The sequence below is a fragment of the Citrobacter sp. On2M genome (genome assembly GCF_018035235.1).
Taxonomy (GTDB): Bacteria; Pseudomonadota; Gammaproteobacteria; order Enterobacterales; family Enterobacteriaceae; genus Citrobacter; species Citrobacter meridianamericanus.
This window is the reverse complement of the sequence record NZ_WPCV01000005.1, coordinates 200,477-220,964: the sequence shown is the minus strand read 5'-3', so window position 1 is coordinate 220,964 and position 20,488 is coordinate 200,477. Positions and strand designations below refer to the sequence as shown.

18 protein-coding genes are annotated in these 20,488 nt (G+C 50.6%); 9 read left to right on the top strand and 9 right to left on the bottom strand.

The features are described 5' to 3' along the window. Window positions 1-2 precede the first annotated feature (2 nt). Together On2M_RS19030 and On2M_RS19025 are read left to right on the top strand one after the other, a co-directional pair. Entirely contained in the window at window positions 3-239 is a 237-nt protein-coding gene (locus tag On2M_RS19030) for a non-oxidative hydroxyarylic acid decarboxylases subunit D (RefSeq protein ID WP_210905312.1), read from the top strand. A gap of 241 nt (window positions 240-480) precedes the next feature. Beyond that, the gene (locus tag On2M_RS19025; RefSeq protein WP_187258911.1) at window positions 481-633 is read left to right on the top strand and encodes a Hok/Gef family protein; all 153 of its coding nucleotides are present in this window, start codon (window positions 481-483) and stop codon (window positions 631-633) included. A gap of 109 nt (window positions 634-742) precedes the next feature. Here On2M_RS19025 and mutS read toward each other — a convergent pair whose 3' ends face one another. Continuing rightward, window positions 743-3,310: a DNA mismatch repair protein MutS gene (gene mutS, locus On2M_RS19020; protein ID WP_210905311.1), complete on the bottom strand. Its 2,568-nt coding sequence runs from the start codon at window positions 3,308-3,310 to the stop codon at window positions 743-745. A 520-nt stretch (window positions 3,311-3,830) separates the two neighbouring features. Here mutS and On2M_RS19015 point away from each other — a divergent pair. The 3 genes from On2M_RS19015 to On2M_RS19005 are packed head-to-tail and all read left to right on the top strand — an operon-like array spanning window position 3,831 to window position 6,136. Further along, window positions 3,831-4,550, top strand: coding sequence for a nucleoside recognition domain-containing protein (locus tag On2M_RS19015; RefSeq protein ID WP_151218218.1), 720 nt, complete (start codon window positions 3,831-3,833; stop codon window positions 4,548-4,550). Next, window positions 4,547-5,011: a YjiG family protein gene (locus On2M_RS19010; protein WP_151218217.1), complete on the top strand. Its 465-nt coding sequence runs from the start codon at window positions 4,547-4,549 to the stop codon at window positions 5,009-5,011. Before On2M_RS19015 ends, On2M_RS19010 begins: the two co-directional genes overlap by 4 nt. 12 nt (window positions 5,012-5,023) lie before the next feature. Beyond that, window positions 5,024-6,136 carry a M20 family metallopeptidase gene (locus tag On2M_RS19005; protein ID WP_151218216.1) on the top strand — a complete coding sequence of 371 codons (1,113 nt, stop codon included), beginning with the start codon at window positions 5,024-5,026 and terminating at the stop codon, window positions 6,134-6,136. Between the two features lie 80 nt (window positions 6,137-6,216). On the opposite strand, the gene sitD is transcribed toward On2M_RS19005, so the two are convergent. The 6 genes from sitD to On2M_RS18975 form a co-directional block, all read right to left on the bottom strand. Then, complete coding sequence (sitD, locus tag On2M_RS19000) at window positions 6,217-7,068, bottom strand: metal ABC transporter permease (protein WP_210905310.1); 852 nt, start codon at window positions 7,066-7,068, stop codon at window positions 6,217-6,219. Next, window positions 7,065-7,922 carry a metal ABC transporter permease gene (gene sitC, locus On2M_RS18995; RefSeq protein ID WP_210905309.1) on the bottom strand — a complete coding sequence of 286 codons (858 nt, stop codon included), beginning with the start codon at window positions 7,920-7,922 and terminating at the stop codon, window positions 7,065-7,067. The genes sitD and sitC overlap by 4 nt, the downstream gene beginning before the upstream one ends. A gap of 2 nt (window positions 7,923-7,924) precedes the next feature. Further along, the gene (gene sitB / locus On2M_RS18990; protein ID WP_210905308.1) at window positions 7,925-8,740 is read right to left on the bottom strand and encodes a manganese/iron ABC transporter ATP-binding protein; all 816 of its coding nucleotides are present in this window, start codon (window positions 8,738-8,740) and stop codon (window positions 7,925-7,927) included. Next, window positions 8,737-9,654, bottom strand: a complete 918-nt coding sequence (locus tag On2M_RS18985; protein ID WP_151218214.1) for a metal ABC transporter substrate-binding protein — start codon at window positions 9,652-9,654, stop codon at window positions 8,737-8,739. Before On2M_RS18985 ends, sitB begins: the two co-directional genes overlap by 4 nt. A 179-nt stretch (window positions 9,655-9,833) precedes the next feature. Continuing rightward, window positions 9,834-10,607: a DUF4886 domain-containing protein gene (locus tag On2M_RS18980; RefSeq protein WP_151218213.1), complete on the bottom strand. Its 774-nt coding sequence runs from the start codon at window positions 10,605-10,607 to the stop codon at window positions 9,834-9,836. 10 nt (window positions 10,608-10,617) lie between these two features. Further along, a complete protein-coding gene (locus tag On2M_RS18975) occupies window positions 10,618-11,658 on the bottom strand; it encodes a porin (RefSeq protein ID WP_151224253.1) in 1,041 nt (346 codons plus the stop codon). Window positions 11,659-12,065: 407 nt separating this feature from the next. Here On2M_RS18975 and On2M_RS18970 point away from each other — a divergent pair, with 407 nt between their 5' ends. Next, the gene (locus tag On2M_RS18970; RefSeq protein ID WP_151224252.1) at window positions 12,066-13,436 is read left to right on the top strand and encodes an adenylosuccinate lyase family protein; all 1,371 of its coding nucleotides are present in this window, start codon (window positions 12,066-12,068) and stop codon (window positions 13,434-13,436) included. A gap of 46 nt (window positions 13,437-13,482) precedes the next feature. Here On2M_RS18970 and On2M_RS18965 read toward each other — a convergent pair whose 3' ends face one another. After that, complete coding sequence (locus On2M_RS18965) at window positions 13,483-14,376, bottom strand: MurR/RpiR family transcriptional regulator (protein ID WP_151218210.1); 894 nt, start codon at window positions 14,374-14,376, stop codon at window positions 13,483-13,485. Window positions 14,377-14,729: 353 nt separating this feature from the next. Here On2M_RS18965 and dcuC point away from each other — a divergent pair, with 353 nt between their 5' ends. The 3 genes from dcuC to On2M_RS18950 all read left to right on the top strand — a co-directional run bounded on the left by dcuC (window position 14,730) and on the right by On2M_RS18950 (window position 18,272). Then, window positions 14,730-16,097: a C4-dicarboxylate transporter DcuC gene (dcuC, locus tag On2M_RS18960; RefSeq protein ID WP_151218209.1), complete on the top strand. Its 1,368-nt coding sequence runs from the start codon at window positions 14,730-14,732 to the stop codon at window positions 16,095-16,097. A gap of 51 nt (window positions 16,098-16,148) precedes the next feature. Continuing rightward, a complete protein-coding gene (locus tag On2M_RS18955; protein WP_151224251.1) occupies window positions 16,149-17,843 on the top strand; it encodes an NAD-dependent malic enzyme in 1,695 nt (564 codons plus the stop codon). A gap of 84 nt (window positions 17,844-17,927) precedes the next feature. Next, a complete protein-coding gene (locus tag On2M_RS18950) occupies window positions 17,928-18,272 on the top strand; it encodes a nitrous oxide-stimulated promoter family protein (RefSeq protein ID WP_210905454.1) in 345 nt (114 codons plus the stop codon). Between the two features lie 39 nt (window positions 18,273-18,311). Here the strand turns inward: On2M_RS18950 and flhA are convergent, their stop codons facing one another. Continuing rightward, a complete protein-coding gene (gene flhA, locus On2M_RS18945) occupies window positions 18,312-20,390 on the bottom strand; it encodes a formate hydrogenlyase transcriptional activator FlhA (RefSeq protein WP_187253108.1) in 2,079 nt (692 codons plus the stop codon). Window positions 20,391-20,488 lie beyond the last annotated feature (98 nt).

Sequence of the window (20,488 nt, the reverse complement as noted above, 5' to 3'; positions counted from 1 at the left end):
AGATGATTTGTCCACGTTGTGCCGATGAACATATTGAAGTGATGGCAAACTCGCCGGTAAAAGGTGTCTGGACGGTATATCAGTGCCAGCATTGTCTGTACACCTGGCGTAATACCGAACCGCTTCGCCGCACCAGCCGGGAGCACTATCCGGAGGCGTTTCGGATGACGCAAAAAGATATCGATGACGCACCAATGGTGCCGAGTATTCCGTCGCTGCTGGCGGAAGGTAAGCGCTAATACTGAAGGCCCGGGATTCCGGGTCTTTTTTTGCGCGCAGACTCGTAACGTATTGATAAATTGATTTGTTACAGCGGCATCGGGAATAGAATAGCGGCGGGTGCTTGAGGCTTTCTGAGCTTTGAGCATTGGCAAGGTCCCGGAAAGACAAAAGCCCCAAGAGATAGTTCTATCAACCTGAGGCTAGCGTACAAACCTGAACAATTTGGATGTTAGTCTCTTCTTTGCAGGGAGGCAAGACATGCTGACAAAATATGCCCTTGTGGCAATTGTAGTGCTGTGTTTTACGGCGCAGGGATTCACGTTAATGGTGCGAGATTCGTTGTGCGAGTTAAGTATTAAAGAACGTGGTATGGAGTTTAAAGCTGTTCTCGCTTACGAACCGAAGAAGTAGCTACAACGCGGGGGAAACCCCGCGTCTTGATGGTCCGGTACTGTCCTCTCGCACCCATTCCCGTGTAGCCCAATGCCCGATAAGCAAAGCGCCGTCGGGCACTGCATTTTTACACCAGGCTCTTCAACCGATAGATCCACTCCAGCGCCTGACGCGGCGTTAGTGAATCCGGGTCGAGGTTTTCCAGCGCTTCAACGGCGGGGGAGGTTTCTTCAGGCACTGAAAGCAGCGACATCTGCGTACCATCGACCTGGGTCGCGGCAACGTTCGGCGCAATGCTTTCCAGTTCGCGCAGTTTTTGCCGCGCGCGTTTAATAACTTCTTTCGGCACCCCTGCAAGGGCAGCTACTGCCAGACCATAGCTCTTGCTCGCCGCACCATCCTGAACGCTGTGCATGAAGGCGATGGTATCGCCGTGCTCTAACGCATCCAGATGCACATTCGCGACGCCTTCCATCTTCTCCGGTAACTGAGTCAGTTCGAAGTAGTGGGTCGCAAACAAGGTTAATGCTTTGATTTTATTAGCGAGGTTTTCCGCGCACGCCCACGCCAGCGACAGACCGTCGTAGGTGGAGGTTCCACGGCCAATCTCATCCATCAGCACCAGGCTGTTCTCGGTGGCGTTATGCAGAATGTTGGCGGTTTCGGTCATTTCTACCATAAAGGTGGAACGACCCGATGCCAAATCATCCGCTGCCCCCACGCGGGTAAAGATCCGATCGATCGGGCCTATTTCCACTTTCTGCGCCGGAACATAGCTGCCGATGTAGGCCAGTAGCGCAATCAATGCGGTCTGGCGCATATAGGTACTTTTACCGCCCATATTCGGCCCGGTGATGATCAGCATCCGTCGCTGAGGCGAGAGGTTAAGCGGGTTGGCGATAAACGGCTCGGTCAGCACCTGCTCGACCACCGGATGACGCCCCTCGGTAATACGAATGCCGGGTTTATCGGTGAAGGTCGGACAGGTGTAATTCAAGGTATAAGCACGTTCCGCCAGGTTGACCAGTACGTCCAGCTCCGCCAGCGCGCTGGCGCTTTGCTGCAAATCCGCCAGGTGCGGGAGCAGCATGTCGAACAGCTCGTCATACAGCTGTTTTTCCAGCGCCAGCGCTTTGCCTTTTGACGTCAGAACTTTGTCTTCGTACTCTTTCAGTTCCGGAATAATGTAGCGTTCGGCGTTTTTCAACGTCTGGCGACGCACGTAGTTAATCGGAGCCAGATGACTCTGTCCACGGCTGATCTGAATGTAGTAGCCGTGTACGGCATTGAACCCGACCTTAAGCGTATCCAGGCCGGTGCGTTCGCGTTCGCGGATTTCCAGTCTGTCGAGGTAGTCGGTTGCGCCATCGGCCAGCGCTCGCCACTCGTCCAGCTCTTCATTGTAACCCGTGGCAATGACGCCACCGTCGCGAACCAGCACGGGTGGCGCTTCGACGACGGCGCGTTCAAGCAGTTCACGCAGTTCGGTAAATTCGCCCATTTTATCGCGCAGCATTTGCACGGGGGCACTGTCTACGCTTTCCAGTTGTGCACGCAGTTCCGGTAATTGCTGGAAGGCATGACGCATGCGGGCCAGATCGCGCGGACGCGCGGTACGTAAGGCCAGACGCGCCAGGATACGCTCCAGGTCGCCCACCTGTCGCAGCACGGGTTGCAATTCGCTGGTGGTATCCTGCAGCGCGCCGATGGTTTGTTGGCGCTCGGTGAGGATTTTAGTGTCGCGCACAGGCATATGCAGCCAGCGCTTGAGCATACGGCTGCCCATCGGCGTCACGGTGCAGTCGAGTACTGACGCCAGCGTGTTTTCAAAGCCACCTGCCAGGTTCTGCGTGATCTCCAGATTACGGCGCGTGGCGGCATCCATGATGATGCTGTCCTGCTGACGTTCCATGGTGATGGAACGAATATGTGGCAGCGAGGTACGTTGAGTATCTTTTACGTATTGCAGCAGACATCCGGCGGCGCATAATCCGCGTGGGGCATTTTCCACGCCAAAACCAATCAGATCTCGCGTGCCAAACTGTAGGTTTAACTGCTGGCGGGCGGTATCAATTTCAAATTCCCACAGCGGGCGACGACGCAGCCCGCGACGCCCCTCAATCAGCGAAGTTTCAGCGAAATCCTCGGCATACAGCAATTCAGCAGGGTTGGTGCGCTGAAGCTCTGCGGCCATGGTTTCGCGGTCGGCGGGTTCACTGACGCGAAAACGCCCTGAGCTGATATCCAGCGTAGCGTAACCGTAACCTTTACTGTCCTGCCAGATGGCGGCCAACAGGTTGTCCTGACGTTCCTGCAACAGCGCTTCATCACTAATGGTACCCGGCGTGACAATGCGTACCACTTTGCGCTCCACCGGACCTTTACTGGTTGCCGGATCGCCAATCTGCTCACAAATAGCGACAGATTCACCCTGATTGACCAGTTTGGCGAGGTAGTTTTCTACCGCATGGTGAGGAATGCCCGCCATCGGGATTGGCTCGCCCGCAGATGCGCCGCGTTTGGTCAGGGAGATATCTAGCAGCTGAGACGCGCGTTTAGCGTCGTCATAAAACAGTTCGTAAAAGTCGCCCATGCGGTAAAACAGCAGTATTTCCGGATGCTGAGCCTTCAGCTTGAGATACTGCTGCATCATTGGGGTGTGGTTAGAGAAGTCCTTATCAAGTGACTCTTTCATATCTTCTTTGCTCTTTTTTTAATCTTTTTGGGTACCTGGGTAGTCTCATGCAAGCCCCTGGAAACTTGCATAAACCCACAAATTTGTCATTCGAAAGCCGCCTGACGGGCAGTAACGACGAGCTTTGGCTCGGCCAGAATAGTCTATCTTATCACCGACAACGACTGAGATTCACCCGTAGGTTTTGCCGCTACAAAAAATGACATTAAATACGCCTAGTATTTGTGGGAAGGAGTGGAGTTGTAAGAAAGTTTTACAGCGTCATAATTTATTATATCTGTAAATCTTTTTATTTATTTAATTTAAGGTGGCTCACCCTCCCTGTTGCATGTTTACTATTCATTACATAACTAATGATTAATTTAAATATTAACGAGATGGTTTTATTTAAAGGGCAAACTCTAATACGTCACATTTTTTAAAATTTCTGGAATGTACACGCCACAGAAATGATTTAAATCACTTTATTTATTCCTTGCGTATCCAAAATGATGCGGTGATTCTCTACATCAATAAGGAAATGGATATGAGTTTACCCTCTCAGGATAATAAGGTAGGGCCGGGAGCTTATTTTGCTCTGGCATTCGCTGCAGTATTTTTCTCCGGACTACTCGGCGGCAAAGAATGGTATGGCGTATTTGATTTCACCACCCTGAACGGTGCTTTCGGTAAAGTCGTCAGTAAAGCGAGTCTCGAGGGGGATACGCTGACGACAACGACCAGTGCGTTTCGTGGTACCGGCGGTCACGGTGCCATGGATGGTTTTCTCTTTGCACTGGGATTAATTCCTGCTGTCATGTTTGCCCTTGGCATGATCAACGTGCTTGAACACTATGGCGCTTTGCGTGCGGCACGTCGTTTATTAACTCCTCTGCTGCGTCCTCTGATGGGGATCCCCGGAAATACCGGCCTGGCGCTGATCGGCAGCCTGCAGAGCACCGACGTTGGCGCATCGTTAACGCGAAATCTGGCCGACGAAGGCGAAATTACGCAAAACGAAAAAGATATTTTCGCCATGTTCCAGTTCTCTGCTGGGGCAATGATCACCAACTTCTTTTCCTCCGGTGCCATTCTGTTCACGCTGATGGCGGTGGACGGTACTCCAGCCGTGCCAGCGTCTATTGGCGCGTGCGTGGCTGTGATGTTCATTATGAAAATTGTTGGCGCCAATGTAATGCGTCTGATCCTGACTTTTACCAGTAAGAAAACCCAGTCAACTGCTCCAGGAGAAGCATCATGAGCGCACCAACCTCTAATCCGGTTATTACTGATGTTTTTGTCGAAGGGGCCCGTAAAGGCTGGAATATTGCGACAACCAGCACTCTGCCAAACGTGGTGATGGCGTTTATCATCATCAAAGCGCTGGAGATTACCGGCGCGCTGAAAGGGCTTGGTATGGTGTTCGCACCGCTAATGGGTCTTTTTGGTCTTCCCGGCGAAGCCGCAGCGGTATTGATTGGCGGCTGGATGTCGATGGGCGGTGGGATTGGGGTAGCGATTGGTCTGTTTGATAAAGGCATTCTGACCGGCGAACATCTGGCTATTCTGGCACCGGCAATCTATCTGATGGGGTCGCAGGTACAGTATTTGGGCCGCATTCTCGGCGTTATTGGCACCAGCGCTAAACGTATTCCCCTGATGATAATTATCTCCGTTCTGAACGCTTTTTTAGCGATGCTGCTGATGCGCATTATTCTCTGATAAGGAATGACCATGGATTTGGAAAAATACATTAATGAACTGCAAACGCTGGTCAACGTTGACTGCGGAACGCAAACGGTCGCAGGCGTAGCCCATATCGCCGCGGTGATGCGTGATCTCTGGCAGCAGGAAGGCTGGCAAACGGAGCTTGTGGATTTGGGGAGTGAGGTCGGCCCGGCGTTGCTGGTAACTAATAAGCCTCATGCAACACAATACGATGTGCTGCTGGTCGGTCATCTGGATACCGTTTTTCCGCCAGGAACGGTGGCTGAACGCCCGATGAGCCGCGATGAACACCGTCTTTACGGCCCCGGCGTTTCTGACATGAAAAGCGGCCTGCTAAATATTCTCTGGGCTATGCGCTCGTTACCCGCGGAGCATCTGGCGCGTTTATCTATTGCGGTAGCAATGAACCCGGATGAAGAGACCGGCAGCGTTCACTCCAGCGAGTGGATTGCTGCGTTGGCGAAACGCGCACGTTGCGTGCTGGTCTGTGAGGCTGCCCGGGCAGATGGCTCTTTGGTGAAAGCGCGTAAAGGTGTGGGAGGCTATCAACTGACGTTTGACGGTGTGGCGTCTCATGCCGGCAATGAGCCGGAGAAAGGACGTTCTGCCATTACCGCTTTTGCTAATAGCGTACTGGCGATTAATGCATTGACCGACATGACGCGTGGCACCACGCTAAATGTGGGGGTGGTGCAGGGTGGCAGTGCGGCGAATGTGGTGGCAGCGAAACTCCGCGCAGAGTTGGACGTGCGCTTTTGGGACAATGAAGAATATGATCGTGTCCATCAGGCTTTACTGTCGCTCTGCCAGCAAGGTTTTCTTGAGGGCGTGACCACTACGCTTACCCGGGTCAGCCATAAGCCTGCGATGGCTGCGAACGAGGAGACGCAACAGCTGATGGCGCTGGTTGAACGAGCCGGACAGGAAGAAGGGATCGCCGTGACATGGCAGGCCGTTGGCGGCGGTAGCGATGCTAATCTCACTGCGTCACTGGGGATCCCGACGCTGGATGGTTTGGGACCAGTCGGCGCGGGTTTTCACGGTGTTGATGAATGGCTGAATATCTCCTCCATCGAACAGCGAATTCGTTTATTAAAACGTATCATCACGATGTTGTAATCTGCTGATAATATAGCCTCTGACCGGAGGCTATATTCATATCAAAATAAAAAATTAGCTGACATATTATAAAGTATTATTTATACATCACGTAGCTGAAGCTGATTTTCTAAACGCCGATCGCGCAGGGTTGCATAAATAAAAGTAATCACAAACAGCAGTGAAAATAATACGACGATGGTGGGAGCCGGTGCGCTGTCGATGAAAAATGACAGATATACCCCTATAAACGAAGTAACGATCGACATCGCCACCGCCAGCCACAAGGCGTTGGAAAATTTCCGCGTCAGTAAAATTGCAATCGCCCCAGGAGCAATCAGTAAAGAAATCGACAAAATAATCCCGACCGATTTTAGCGTGGCGACAATCGTCAGGGCGATCATACACAACAGGCCGTAATGCAGCACAGTGGTGTTAAGCCCACTGGTCTTGGCCTGATGTGGGTCGAACGCATACAGCAGCAGATCTTTCCACTTCAGCCCAATGATTAGCGCGATCCCCAACGCAATCACCGTTGTTTGCATGATATCGCTCAGTGATATGCCGAGCATATCGCCGAACAGAATATGATCCAGATGCACTTCCGACTGAATGGAAACATACAGCACCAGTCCCGCACCAAACATCCCAGAGAAAACAATGCCCATGATGGTGTCGCGCTTAATGCGGCTGTTATCGTCGAGGTATCCGGTGGCTACCGCGCAGAACAGTCCAGCGACAAACGCGCCAATTGCCAGCGGGATGCCCGCGATGTAAGCCAGCACGATCCCCGGAAAAACCGCATGGCTCATGGCATCACCCATCAGCGCCCACCCCTTGAGCACTAAAAAAACCGATAACAACGCGCAGGGGATAGCCACAATAGTGGAGATGATCAGCGCATTGACCATAAAGCTAAACTGAAAGGGTTCCAGCAGCGTTGTTAAGATCATACCAGCTCCTTATTGATCCTGCGGGCGCGGCGGCGATTCGCCAGCAGACCGTGTTTGGGGGCGAAGACAAACGCCAGCAGGAACAGCAGTGTTTGCAATACGACGATAATTCCGCCGGTTGCACCATCCAGCCAGTAGCTCAGCCAGGCCCCGAAAAAGCTGGTCAGGCTACCGATAGCTACGGCAACCGCCAGCAGGCGAGGAAAACGATCGGTCAACAGCCAGGCGGTGGCTCCGGGCGTGACCACCAGGCAAATCACCAGAAATGCGCCGACGGTTTGCAGGGCGGCTACCGTTGAAACGGAGAGCAGTGTAAAAAACAGCAGCTTCAAACGCCCCGGATTCAGACCGATAGACCGGGCGTGGTTTTCATCAAAAAAGACCACCATCAAATCTTTCCACTTCAATAACAGGATGGTCAGCGATACCACACCGATGATCGCCAGCTGCAGAATATCTTCCGGCGCAATTGCCAGGATATTACCGAGAATAATGGTCTGGATGTTCACCGACATCGGATTGAGCGACACCATAAAAAGCCCGATACCGAAAAAAGACGAAAAAATCAGCCCGATAATCGCATCTTCCTTCAGGCGTGAACGCTGATTGAGAAACAGCATGCTGCCCGCTGCCAGCCCACCGGAAAGAAATGCGCCCAGTGCGAAGGGAAGCCCTAACATATAGGCTCCGGCTACACCCGGCACGATAGAGTGCGATAGCGCATCGCCAATCAGCGACCAGCCTTTGAGCATCAGATAGCAAGAGAGAAACGCGCACAGGCCGCCGACCATCGCCGAAACCCACATGGCGTTGAGCATATACTGGTAACCAAACGGCTCTGTCAGCCAGTTCATGATTATTCCCCCTCGCTTGCCGCGCGTCGCGAAATAAACGGACGTTCATCATCGGTAATCACGTGCTGTTCGCCGCCGCGCAGGGCAACGTGACGCAGGACACCGCTAAATGCCAGCTCGAGATTCTCGGGAGTAAAGGTGGTTTCGGTCGGGCCACTTGCCAGCACCGTGCCCTTAATCATCACCGTGTAATCACAAAACTCGGTGACGGAGCCCAGGTTATGGGTAGAGACCAGCATGGTCCGGCCTTCATCACGCAGTTCACGCAGCAGGTCGATGATCCGGGCCTCGGTTTTCACATCTACACCAGTAAACGGTTCATCCAGTAAAATGACCTGGCCGTCCTGTGCGATAGCGCGCGCCAGAAAGACGCGTTTTTTCTGCCCGCCAGAAAGTTCACCAATCTGGCGATGGCGATAGTCCAGCATGTCGACCCGCGCCAGCGCCGTATCTACGCAGTCGTGGTCGATCTGTTTTGGCCGACGCAGCCAGCCCATATGGCCAAATCGTCCCATCATCACCACATCTTCCACCAGCACCGGAAACGACCAGTCCACCTCCTCTGACTGGGGGACATAGGCGATCAGATTCTGTTTGAGCGCTTTATTAACCGGTTGTTGCAGAATAGAGATTTCCCCCCGCGCCAGACGGACAAACCCCATCAACGCTTTAAATAGCGTTGATTTTCCCGAACCGTTGACGCCGACCAGGGCGGCAATTGAGCCGCCCGGAACCTGAAAAGTGGCATCCCGCAGCGCAGTGTGCCCGTTGCGATACGTCACCGTAACCTGATTCACGGTAATCGCAGATTGACTCATTTTTGGCTCCTTAACCCGTCGTTGATGCCGCTGACGATGGTTTGTGTCGTCACGCGCAGTAAATCCAGATAGGTCGGTACCGGACCATCGGCAGCGCTGAGCGAATCGACATACAGCACGCCGCCGTAATGCGCGCCAGACTCACGAGCGACCTGACGTGCAGGCTTGTCGGACACGGTGCTTTCGCTAAATACGGTGGGGATTTGATGCTCTTTGATCGCGTCGATCACTTTGCGTACCTGTTTGGGCGTGCCTTGCTGATCGGCATTGATTGGCCACAGATACAGCTCTTTCAGGCCGTTATCACGTGCCAGGTAAGAGAATGCGCCTTCGCTGGTGACCAGCCAGCGTTTATCGGCAGGGAGCTTTATCAGTTCATCATGCAGCGGCGCCAGAGTCTGCTGGATTTTCGCTTTATAATTCTCCGCATTTTTCTGGTAGGTGGCAGCATTGTCTGGATCGTATTTCATCAGCGCATCGCGAATGTTATCCACGTAAATGAGCGCGTTCTCCGCTGACATCCAGGCATGCGGGTTCGGTTTGCCGTTGTACGGCCCTTCGCTGATACCCATTGGCTGCACGCCATTTGAGACCATTACCTCCGGCACGCCGGATAAATGCTGATAGAAGCGGGCAAACCAAAGCTCCAGATTGAGGCCGTTGGAGAGGATTAGCTGTGCACCCTGTGCGCGTTTAATATCCCCTGGTGTGGGCTGATATTCGTGAATTTCAGCCCCGGGTTTGGTGATAGAACTGACGTCAGCGGCGTCACCTGCCACATTACTGGCCATATCGGCAATCACCGTAAAGGTGGTTACTACCTTAAATTTTTCTTTCGCCCAGGCAGGAGACAGCGTCAGCGCCGTGATTACGCTTGCAAGGAGAAGCGATTTCAGATGGGGCAGATGCGGCATAGTATCCCTCACAATGAAGTGGTTAATTTATCATCAAATATAGCCTTTGCTATGTTATATAGCACAAGGTATGAGTAAATGAAAATAATTCTTATTTGTGTAGAGTGCTAAGGAATGGATGAGGATATGCGTTTACGCCGACACGATTGTCGGCGTGCAGGGGAGGACAAAGCCGATGATTATGATTTCTGGAACTCAGTGACGGTTTCCCAGGCTACTTGCTGCAAGGCTTTGGCGGTAGCAGGGTTCATGTCCGTATCAATGGGAAGCGCACCGCCGACCGGAGACTGATTATACAGAGTAGCGAAAAATACGCAGGCGGCGAGATATGTTCCTGAAATCGAAGGGTGTACACCATCTTGATAATACAGGTTAATTTCTGGGTGCGTTGTACGCGCTTTCTCGAAAGCCAGACCTACCGGAGCTACATATCCCCCCGTTTTTTGCGCAATCGAGATATAAGCATCTGCCAGTTTTTGGCTATCTTCGGGTTTGTCTTTTTTCGGCCAGGTCATGAAATAGACGACTTTTGCACCGGCTTTATGCGCCATTTCGGCCATTTGGGTTGCAGAGTCCACGAAATTTTGTCGGGTACTTTCTTTCTTTGAAATCGTTTCTGTAGAATTCCCCTGCAGGATGACGACATCCCATTTCTGTAGCGTGTTCTGATAGCGCATATTCTCAATTTGCCAGCCTAAATGACCGCTGGAAATCGTGATCCCCCGATATTTATAGCCTTTGGCGTGATCAGGCAGTAAGGACTGCGTCAAATCCCGCAGGCGGGTATTAATATTATTGTTATAGAAAGTGAAAGAGTTACCATAAAGCGCGACAATTTTATTCTCACCATCCATTTTCGCATATGCGGAAGGCGCTAATAACGTATCCGCTTGAACACAGATACTACTTAAGGCGAAAGTCGTCGCTGCGGCAAGTAATGTTATCTTTTTCATTTTTTATCTCTTAGAAATCATAACGGAGCCCAACGATAAGCGCATCATCATTGGTCTTTTTGTTCTTACTTGCGAACTCTTTATCGTAAGTAAATGATAACCACGTGTCTTTAGCCAATGTTAATTGCGCTTCAGCACGCCAGTCTTCTTTTTCAGCAATATCTTTACCATCTTCATTTAAAAAGCTATATCCGGTAAGAACCTTGACGGTGCCAAAGTTGTAGGAAATGAACGAATCCATCCCTTTATAATTATTATCGCTTTTGTTATCACGAGAAATAGACGTACGTAATGCGGTTACTGCGACTTCATAGGCTTTATAACTGAGTTGTAATCCTCCCATGATTTGATCGTTTTGATTACGTCCATCGGTGGTCACTACCCCGTCCTGTCGTTTATAACGGCTGGCCGCTATCGCCGGTGTAATCCTAAAATCGCCAAATTTGAAAGAATTGCGATAGCTGGCCATCGCGCCGTAATCCAGAGCTTCGTTATCACTGTTGCCGTTACCGGAAACCCATGCCAGTTGAATCTCATTGCCGGCAAATTTGGCGTTCCACTGTACGGTGCCGTCCTGTCGGTTGAACTGGTAAGAGTCATCAATGGTTGTAATGCCATAGCTGTAGATATTGGGGGTGAAGTTTTTGTACTTATCGGTCATTTTCATTACCTGATACAACGGGTTTTTGGTTCTCCCGGTGATCAGTTCACCCCATGTTTTATTCGACAGGCCGACATAGGAATAGCGGGCCTCCATATCGCTTTCGCCGGTATTATTATCATTTTTTTCGGTACGCACCTGCCATTCCAGTCGGCCTACGATTTTAGTCTCTGGCAGAAGATCCAGATCTCGCGTGAGATAAATACCTATACGACCACCTAAATCACTTCGACTTTCACTGCCAGCGAATGAATTCTGACCACTTGCAATTTTGCCCTCAACACGACCATAGATATCCAGCGTATTTCCATCCTTATTATAGACGTTTAAGGCGAACGCCGAGGAACTCATACCCATTAGTAATATTAGTGAATAATTTTTTAGTTTCATGTTATCCCTCAAATCAGCATTAGTTTCCTGACCATAAAAATAAATTTCACAGCGAGGTAATTGTTTGAGGAAAAGGAATGACAGCGATATGGGAATCATTTTTTCTCGTAATGAAATGTGATTATTCGCGCATAACTATCTCTGATTTGGCGATTGTATTAATGGTTCTTATATTTAATGAGTGTTTTTTTTAAGGTATTACGGTGACTTAAATTGTAATGCAGAAGTTACTGTGAACTACATCGCATTTTTACAGAAGGCAAAAACTGAAAATGGGAATATTACATTCTCATGGCCTATTTTGGGGTGGGAATACTATTTTCCCCTATAATTTGGCAGACAAATCCCGCAAAATTGATTAATCACATTTTCGATTATCACGCATTCACTAGCCGGAGAGGCGCTGTATGTACGGGAAGCAAACAACGGTATTTGATTCTGACCTTTATTCATCATTGTTCACTCAGGAGAAGATGCGGGAAATATGGTCTGACGACAATCTGCTGCGTTGTTGGTTGCGTTTTGAGGCGACGGTCGCTCGCGTGCAAAGTGAGCTGGGGATTATTCCTCAACAAGCAGCCGTTGAAATTGAACAAACCTGTCGGGAAATAGAGATTGACTGGCCCACCCTGGCGCAAGAAACAAAAACCGTCGGCATGGCTATAAAGCCGCTGATCGATCAGATCTCCGCCAGTGGAACACCATTGGTAAGTCAGTTTCTGCACTGGGGATGTACCACTCAGGATTTACTGGACTCAGGCATGGCGATGAGATTGCAGCAAACGCTGCAACTGTTACGTGAGCAATTGCTTGATGTTGGCGAAGCCATGAAAACGATGGCGTTACGACATGCTCGCACGGTAATGGTTGCACGAACCAATTCGGTGGATGCTTCTGCAACGACGTGGGGGCTTCATGTTTGCAGTTATCTGGCGGAGATAAACCGCCACCTGACACGTCTACAGCAGCTGTATCCGCGTGCCGTAACCGGACTTTTTGGTGGTGCGGTGGGGAATCTGGCTTCTGTAGGTAAGCAGGGAATGGAAACACGCCAGCGGCTGATGTTAGCGTTGGGTCTGAACGTGCCCTGCGGGATTAATAATGCCAGTCAGGATGCGGTCGTTGAAGTTGTGCAGTTTTTTGCTCTTGTTCACGGCACGCTGTGTCGTCTGGCCAACGATGTCGAAACAATGGGACGTACGCCGATTGCTGAAGTACTTGAGGGAGAGGGCGGTGGCGGATCCAGCACCATGCCACACAAAGTTAATCCACGCGCCAGTAATATGATGCAAACGCTGGCAAGAATGGGGTGGATGTATGCTTCCGGCGCGCCAGCAATGCTGGATCAACAGGATGTGCGAGCAGCCTCTATGCGGGTATTAAACTGGACGATCCTTCCGGAGGCCTCTAATGCGTTATCGACCAGCCTGACACGCGCAAAGAGCCTGCTTTCGCATCTCATTGTTAATGAAGATAAGATGCGCGCTAATTTTGACTGCTCAAAGCACTTTATTATGTCGGAATCGCTGACGATGAAGCTTGCCGCCAAAATTGGCAGAGAGTCCGCTTATAACCTAGTGAAAAAGCTGCTGAAGCATGCAACCGGCGAGCACAGCTTCATGGAGATCGTACAGGCTAGCCCGGAAATCCGCGCGTCATTATCTGGGGCGGAAATTGCTGCCGCCTGCGAGCCGCTGTCATATATCGGGGCTAACGACGCGCTAATCGCTGAGACTATCGCTGAGTTCGATCGCGTGAAAACCGCAGATATTGCCTGATTCGTCATGTCGCCGGGAGGGATAACACTCCTGGCGGTTGGTGGCGCTAAGTATTGTGGGCCGAAGCAGAAAATGTTTCGAAAAAGACGAATAATTCTTCCAGTTGGGCAAAATTACCCTCGCTATCTCCTTTCTCATAAGCCAGATGCAGAATGAGTTCGATAAAAAAGAAGCCAAGAATACGGCTTTGAAAAATGGAATGTACGTCGCTTGGGAGAACAAACTGCAGATCGCAGAACTTACCGTAAGGGTTCGCCTCTGAGTTGGTCACCAACACTACGACGGCATTCTTTTTTCTGAACCATTTTGCAATATTGAGGGCGACCCGGTTAAATCGATAGTAAGAGAAAACAATCAGGACATCCCCTTCCTCAATATTGATGAGACATTTGGGGAGCTCGCTGATGTCCGTCGGTAACAGAGTGATGTTGCTGCGAAAGTACTTTAGCAGTGTACAAAAATGCGTCGCCATGGCATGAGATGATGAAGGGCCGACGACATAAATATGACGTTTATTATTCAGCACCAGATCGATAAACGCATTAAGGCTCTCAATATCAATATTATTTTTAAATTGATTAAATAACTCTGATACTTTGTGGGTGAAATCGGTAACGATAGTTTCGGTGGTAATGCTGGGATTGTTACGCAGTTTGATGTTTTTCTCAAACGGCGCAGATATTTTATTTTTTGACAGCGTGATATCTAATGCCTTACGGAAAGCAGCATAACCCGTAAACCCAATCTTATTTAAAAATCGGCCAATAGTTGCTTTGCTTACCATCGCATTTTGCGAGAGATCAACAATGCCATGATAAGGGAGTTCATTAAAGTGTTTATTAATGTACTCATTAAGTCGGCACTCAGATTCAGTTAGATCACCCATATTAAGAGTCAGTAAGTTATACTCATCCAGACTTAATGTGTTTTTATTGTACATGGATAACACCCGGTTGCTGTTGTATATCAACGTTGTTATAGGATAATACCTTTTCGACGTCAACCATTGAATGAATATCTTGGAAATCCGCATCCAGCCTTTTCTTACGGATGCTACCTTATTCAGATGAGTTGCGATCTTACTCACAAAAAGGGGTGGGAAAACACCTTTCCCGTATTTTACAACCACACAACCCATTACACTTAAATCTCAATATTTGAGTATGTAATACGATAAATTTACGTACATATTATAGCTGCTTATATATAGGTGTAATTTTTTACTATCCTACATAAGCTATGATGATATGACAGGTAACCCTACCCGATTTGTATGGCATAGGAATTGTTATTATGACAGCGTTTATTATAGCTATAGTGATAACAGCTATTGCTGCATGGTTAATTGTGAAAAATTATCAGCCGCAAACTGTTTTATTACTCGCTGGATTGGCATTATTGACCATTACCGTACTGTTTTATCCTGAAAAAAGCATTCTCTATGATAAAGCCAAATCCACGGGATCAACCTGGCTGGATATCTTTAGCTTTGCCAAAGAATCGCTGACCACACAAATTGCGGGTATTGGTCTTATCATCATGGCTGCGGGCGGATTTGCCAGCTATATGGATCACATCAAAGCGTCGAACGCGATGGTTAATATGTGCATTCGTCCGCTACAAGTGATTAAAGCGCCTTACCTTATCCTCGCGCTGGGGTACATCTGTGCGCAGCTTCTGCATGTGGCAATTTCAAGTGCGGCGGGATTGGCGATGTTGCTGCTGGTGACATTCTTCCCGGTTCTGGTCCGTCTCGGAGTCAGTAAAGCCTCTGCGGCAGCGATGATTGGTCTGTGCGCGTTTATGGATTTAGGGCCTGCGGTTGGAACAGCGAATTTGGCGGCCAAGCATGCCGGAATGGAAAGCGCTATCTACTTTGCTCATTACCAGATGCCGGTCGCGGTGGTGGTGATGCTGGCTGTTGCGGTGGTGATTTACTTCACCGCGAAATATTTTGACAAAAAGGATGGCTTCGTGCCGGGCGAGCAAAGTGTCGCGCAAGCGGAAGAAGAGGGTCGCAAGTCTCCCGTTATTTACGCGCTTCTGCCGGTTCTGCCTGTGGTTCTGGTGCTGGTCTTTAGCCCGCTGGTGATCAAATCTATTAAAATTGACGTAGTGACGGCGATGATTCTTGGCGCGGTCGTCGCATTTTTCTTTGAACTGGTGTCAACCCGAGATTTCAAAAGCTGCTGTAAAGGATTACAGGTCTTCTTCAAAGGTATGGGCAGCATGTTTACCAGCATCGTTTCCTTGCTGGTGTGTGCGGATATCTATGCGCAGGGGCTGCAGAAAATTGGCGCAGTGGACTACCTGCTGCAGTCGGTGCAAAACGCAGGTCTGGGCTTTACCAGCATGACACTAGTGATGACCGCGCTGGTGGGAGTAACCGCTGTACTGACAGGCTCTGGCGTTGCTGCCTTCTTCTCTTTCTCCGGCCTGGCCCCCTCCATTGCGGCAAAATTTGGCGAAAGCGCCGTTAATATGATCCTGCCTATGCAACTGATGGCGGGAATGGGGCGCTCAATGTCTCCTGTGGCTGGCATCATTATTGCGGTAAGCAAAGCAGGGGAATGTTCACCGTTTATGATCGTCAGAAGGACGCTGCTTCCAGCGCTGGCCGGTATCGCGGCGATGCTGGTTGCCAACTATGTCCTGATTTGAATCCCGAGAGCCTGTTAATGCAGGCTCTTATTGTTTATCTGGTTGTAATTTATGGATGGCAACGTGACAAACGATGTTTTATACGTCCCGTTTACGGGCAAGTTACTGCTTGAGTCTCCGTTATTGAACAAGGGAAGCAGCTTCACGCAACAAGAACGACATGACTTTAACCTGAGTGGGCTACTGCCTTGCGCCATTGAGAATATTGATGAACAAGCCGAGCGGGCGTATCAACAATATCTTGAGGCTGAATCCCACAACGCCCGGCATATTTATTTGCGTAATATTCAGGATACCAACGAAACGTTATTTTATTATCTGCTGAAAAAGCATCTACCTGAGATGCTGCCAATTGTTTATACCCCGGTAGTCGGGGCCGCCTGCGAAAAATTCTCCTGGATATATCGTCGTGCGCGTGGTGTATTTATTTCATGGCCCGATCGCGATCGTATTGACGATATTTTGCATGATATTCCACGGCACGATATTAAAGTCATTGTCGTCACTGATGGTGAGCGCATTCTGGGCTTGGGCGACCAGGGCGTTGGCGGTATGGGTATTCCTATCGGGAAGTTGTCGCTTTATACCGTTTGTGGAGGGGTAAATCCGGCGAATACGTTACCCATTCTTCTGGATGTCGGCACTAACAATACACGACTGCTGGACGATCCACGCTATATCGGCTGGCGTCATCCGCGTATCACCGGTGAAGATTACTTCGCATTTATTGGCATGTTTATTGCGGCGGTTAAACGACGCTGGCCTAACGTTCTGCTGCAGTTTGAAGACTTCGCCCAGCATACAGCGATCCCTTTGTTGGCGAGTTATCGTGATGAACTATGCTGTTTTAATGATGATATTCAGGGCACGGCGTCAGTGGCTCTTGCAACAATTCTCTCGGGCTGTCGTGGTAGCGGTCGCGACCTCTGCCAGCAACCCATCGTGATTGTAGGGGCGGGCGCGGCAGGATGTGGCATCGCCCAGCATATTATTGCCTGTCGTATATCTGAAGGTATGAGCCAGGCTGAAGCCCGACGGACCATTTTTATGGTGGATCGCGACGGTCTGGTGATGACCACCAATGATGCCTTAGCTGATTTCCAGCAATCGCTGGCGCAACCTCCCGAAGCCTTATCTGACTGGCAGTATGATGGGCAGGCGCCGTCATTACTGGAGGTGATTCATAATGTCAAACCCACGGTGATGCTGGGTGTGTCGGGCCAGGCCGGACTGTTCTCGCAGGAGGTGATTAGCACGATGTATCAATACTGCGATCGCCCGATTGTCATGCCGCTGTCGAATCCCACCTCGAGAATGGAAGCGCGGCCAGAAGATATCGTGCGCTGGACCGAGGGACGGGCCATCATCGCGACAGGCAGTCCCTGCGATGCGGTTGTATTTAATGGGGGTTCCATTCCCGTTGCACAGTGCAATAACGTGTATGTTTTCCCGGCCATCGGTCTGGGGGCTATCGCCAGCGGCGCGACGCGCATAACAGACACGATGCTGATGGCGGCAAGCTGCGCACTGGCCAATGCTTCTCCACTGGTGCGCAATGGTGAAGGTGCTCTGCTACCGGAGGTTAAGACAATCTGCGAAGTGACTCGCAGTGTTGCTTTTGAGGTCGGTAAGGCAGCACAGCATTCCGGTGTGGCGGAGAAGATGAGCGACGAGACGCTGTTGCAGAGTATTAAAGATAACTTTTGGCTACCGCATTATCGACCTTATAAACGCAGAGCTATTTAGTCATTTTTCCTGGAATGATTAACGGCTCTTGGTTGCCTCTATGGTTAAGGTGTATTATTTATGCAACTTAATTATGGAGGCATTATGTCCGGCAAACGTATTGCTTGTGAAAAAATGACGATCCGGAGAATGATCTCACTCTACGAGAGCCATTGTCCGCAGGCTTCAGACGAGCCGGGGCATTACGATGCGTTGTTTGCCTATGCGCAAAAGCGCCTCGATAAGTGCGTATTTGGTGAGGAAAAACCGGCCTGTAAACAGTGTCCGGTACACTGTTATCAATCTACTAAACGCGAAGAGATGAAACAAATTATGCGCTGGGCTGGGCCAAGAATGCTCTGGCGCCATCCGATTCTGACCGTGCGTCATCTGATTGATGACAAACGCCCTGTCCCGGAATTGCCAGAGAAATATCAGCGCAAGAAGTAATTCAGATGCCCGATAAGCGTGGCGCTATCGGGCAATCAGTTAAACCAGCGCATCCTTATCAATGCCCAGGCGTTTCATACGCGAGAGTAACGTGGTGCGCTTCAGTCCCAGGCGCTGCGCTGCACCTTTAGGACCGGCAACCACGCCGTTGGTCTCTTTCAGAACGCGCATGATCAACTGGTATTCGTCCTCGCCATCCTGCGCAACTTCGGTGGCCACTGGTGGTGCGGACGGCGTCAACGCGGCAATATCCGGCAGGGACAGCTGTAGCACGTTGCCTCGGGTAAGCAGAACTGCACGCTCCACCACATTTTCCAGTTCGCGCACGTTGCCCGGCCATTCCATGCTGCTCAGCGTACGCAGCGCTTCGGCAGGAATGCTGTCGATATTGCGCCCCATCCGGCGGGCAATTTTAAAGGTGAAAGCTTTCACCAGCAGCGGGATATCTTCCGGGCGCTCGCGCAGTGGCGGCAGATGGATTGGGAAGACGTTCAGTCGATAGTAGAGATCGTTACGAAACTCGCGATCGGCGACCATCTTTTTCAGATCGCGATTAGTGGCGGCGATCAAGCGAACGTCGGTCTGGATCAGTTTATTGCTGCCCAGACGTTCAAACTCCTGCTCCTGCAATACGCGCAGCAGTTTGGGCTGAAGCTCCAGCGGCATGTCGCCCACTTCATCGAGGAACAGCGAGCTTTTATCGGCCAGCTCGAAACGTCCAATCCGCTGCGTGCTGGCCCCGGTAAACGCGCCGCGCTCATGACCAAACAGGTCGCTTTCCAGCAACCCGGCTGGCATGGCGGCACAGTTCATTTTTACCATCCGGCGGGCGTTACGCCCACTCAGGTTGTGAATTGCGCGGGCAATCAGCTCCTTACCGGTTCCGGTTTCGCCGAGAATCAGGACGGTGCTGTCGCTTTGCGCCACCATTTCGACCTGTTTGAGCACGCTGTACATTGCTTCACTGCGGCCAATGATTTCGCCGAACTCGCTCTCCACGTTGTTAAGTTGTTCTGTGAGCGCCAGGTTTTCATCGACCAGGCGCTCTTTCAGGCGATGAATTTCCTGATAGGCGAGAGCGTTATCTACGGCGATCGCCACGCGTTCGGCGATTTGGCGTAGCAGTTTGAGGTTGGCAGTGGTGAACACTTTCTCTTCGCACTGCGCCAGCTTAAGGACGCCGAGCATAGTATTGCCCGACATCAGCGGCAGCAGACACAGGGTCTGTAGCTGGTTGCCCCAGGTTTCGAACAGCATCCGTTCGTAAGGGGCGAGCGTATCGCGTTCGCTCAGATTAATCAGCAGCATCTCTTTGCTTTTGAACACGCGTTCGGAAAGCGTACCAGCTTCATCCACTTCACTTTGTTCGTGCGCCGGATGATGTTCATCCAGATAGTGGGTGGAATAAATGCTGAGTTTGTTTTTGCGATCGCTGCGTAACACGATGCTGATGGCATCGATGTCGAAGTAGTGGTGGATCTCTTTGGCGACTTCGCTGACCAGTTCGTCAATGTCCAGGCGAGAGAGCACTGCATTGGTGATGGCGACCAGGATGCGAAAGTTATCACGCTCGCGGCACAACAGATCGTAATCGACGTTGTTGCTGACCCGGCTTTGAATTTGTTCAGCTACAACGCCGACTATTTGGGTGAAGGTCTGCAGCCGGTTGTACTCTTTTTCACTCCACGGACGATCCTCGTTACGGATGAATTCACAGCCGCCAAAGATGCGCCCATCCGCCGCCAGCGGCAGCAGGCAGTAGTGGCCAAATTCAGAATACAGTCCGCCAGCGGCCAGCTGTGGCCAGGTTTCAGTAAATTCGTGATAGTTGCAGTGCAGCGCATCGGGGCGGGACAAAATACGGCGTACCGGGCCATGGGCCAGTACTGTTTCGTCTTCATAATCGATGGGTTTACCATTTTCACGCGTCGCAAAATAACGCGCACGCTGCGTTTGTGCCTGCCATAAGACAATAGCCGCACAGTCGGCCAGCGCTGAACGCTTGACCAGCTGCGAAAGCGCCTCGCTGAGAGACGGGAGATCGGGCTGCTGTAATAATGTACGAGTAATATCGAACAGGCCTTGCTGTCCGAGGTCACTCATCGGTGTATACGACATATTGCTTTTCCAGGAAAAGCACCGCAGAACGGTGCGAAAACGGTAAATGAATTATAGGTATAAGTCGTAAATTATTGCCGGATAGCGATTTCAGCTTA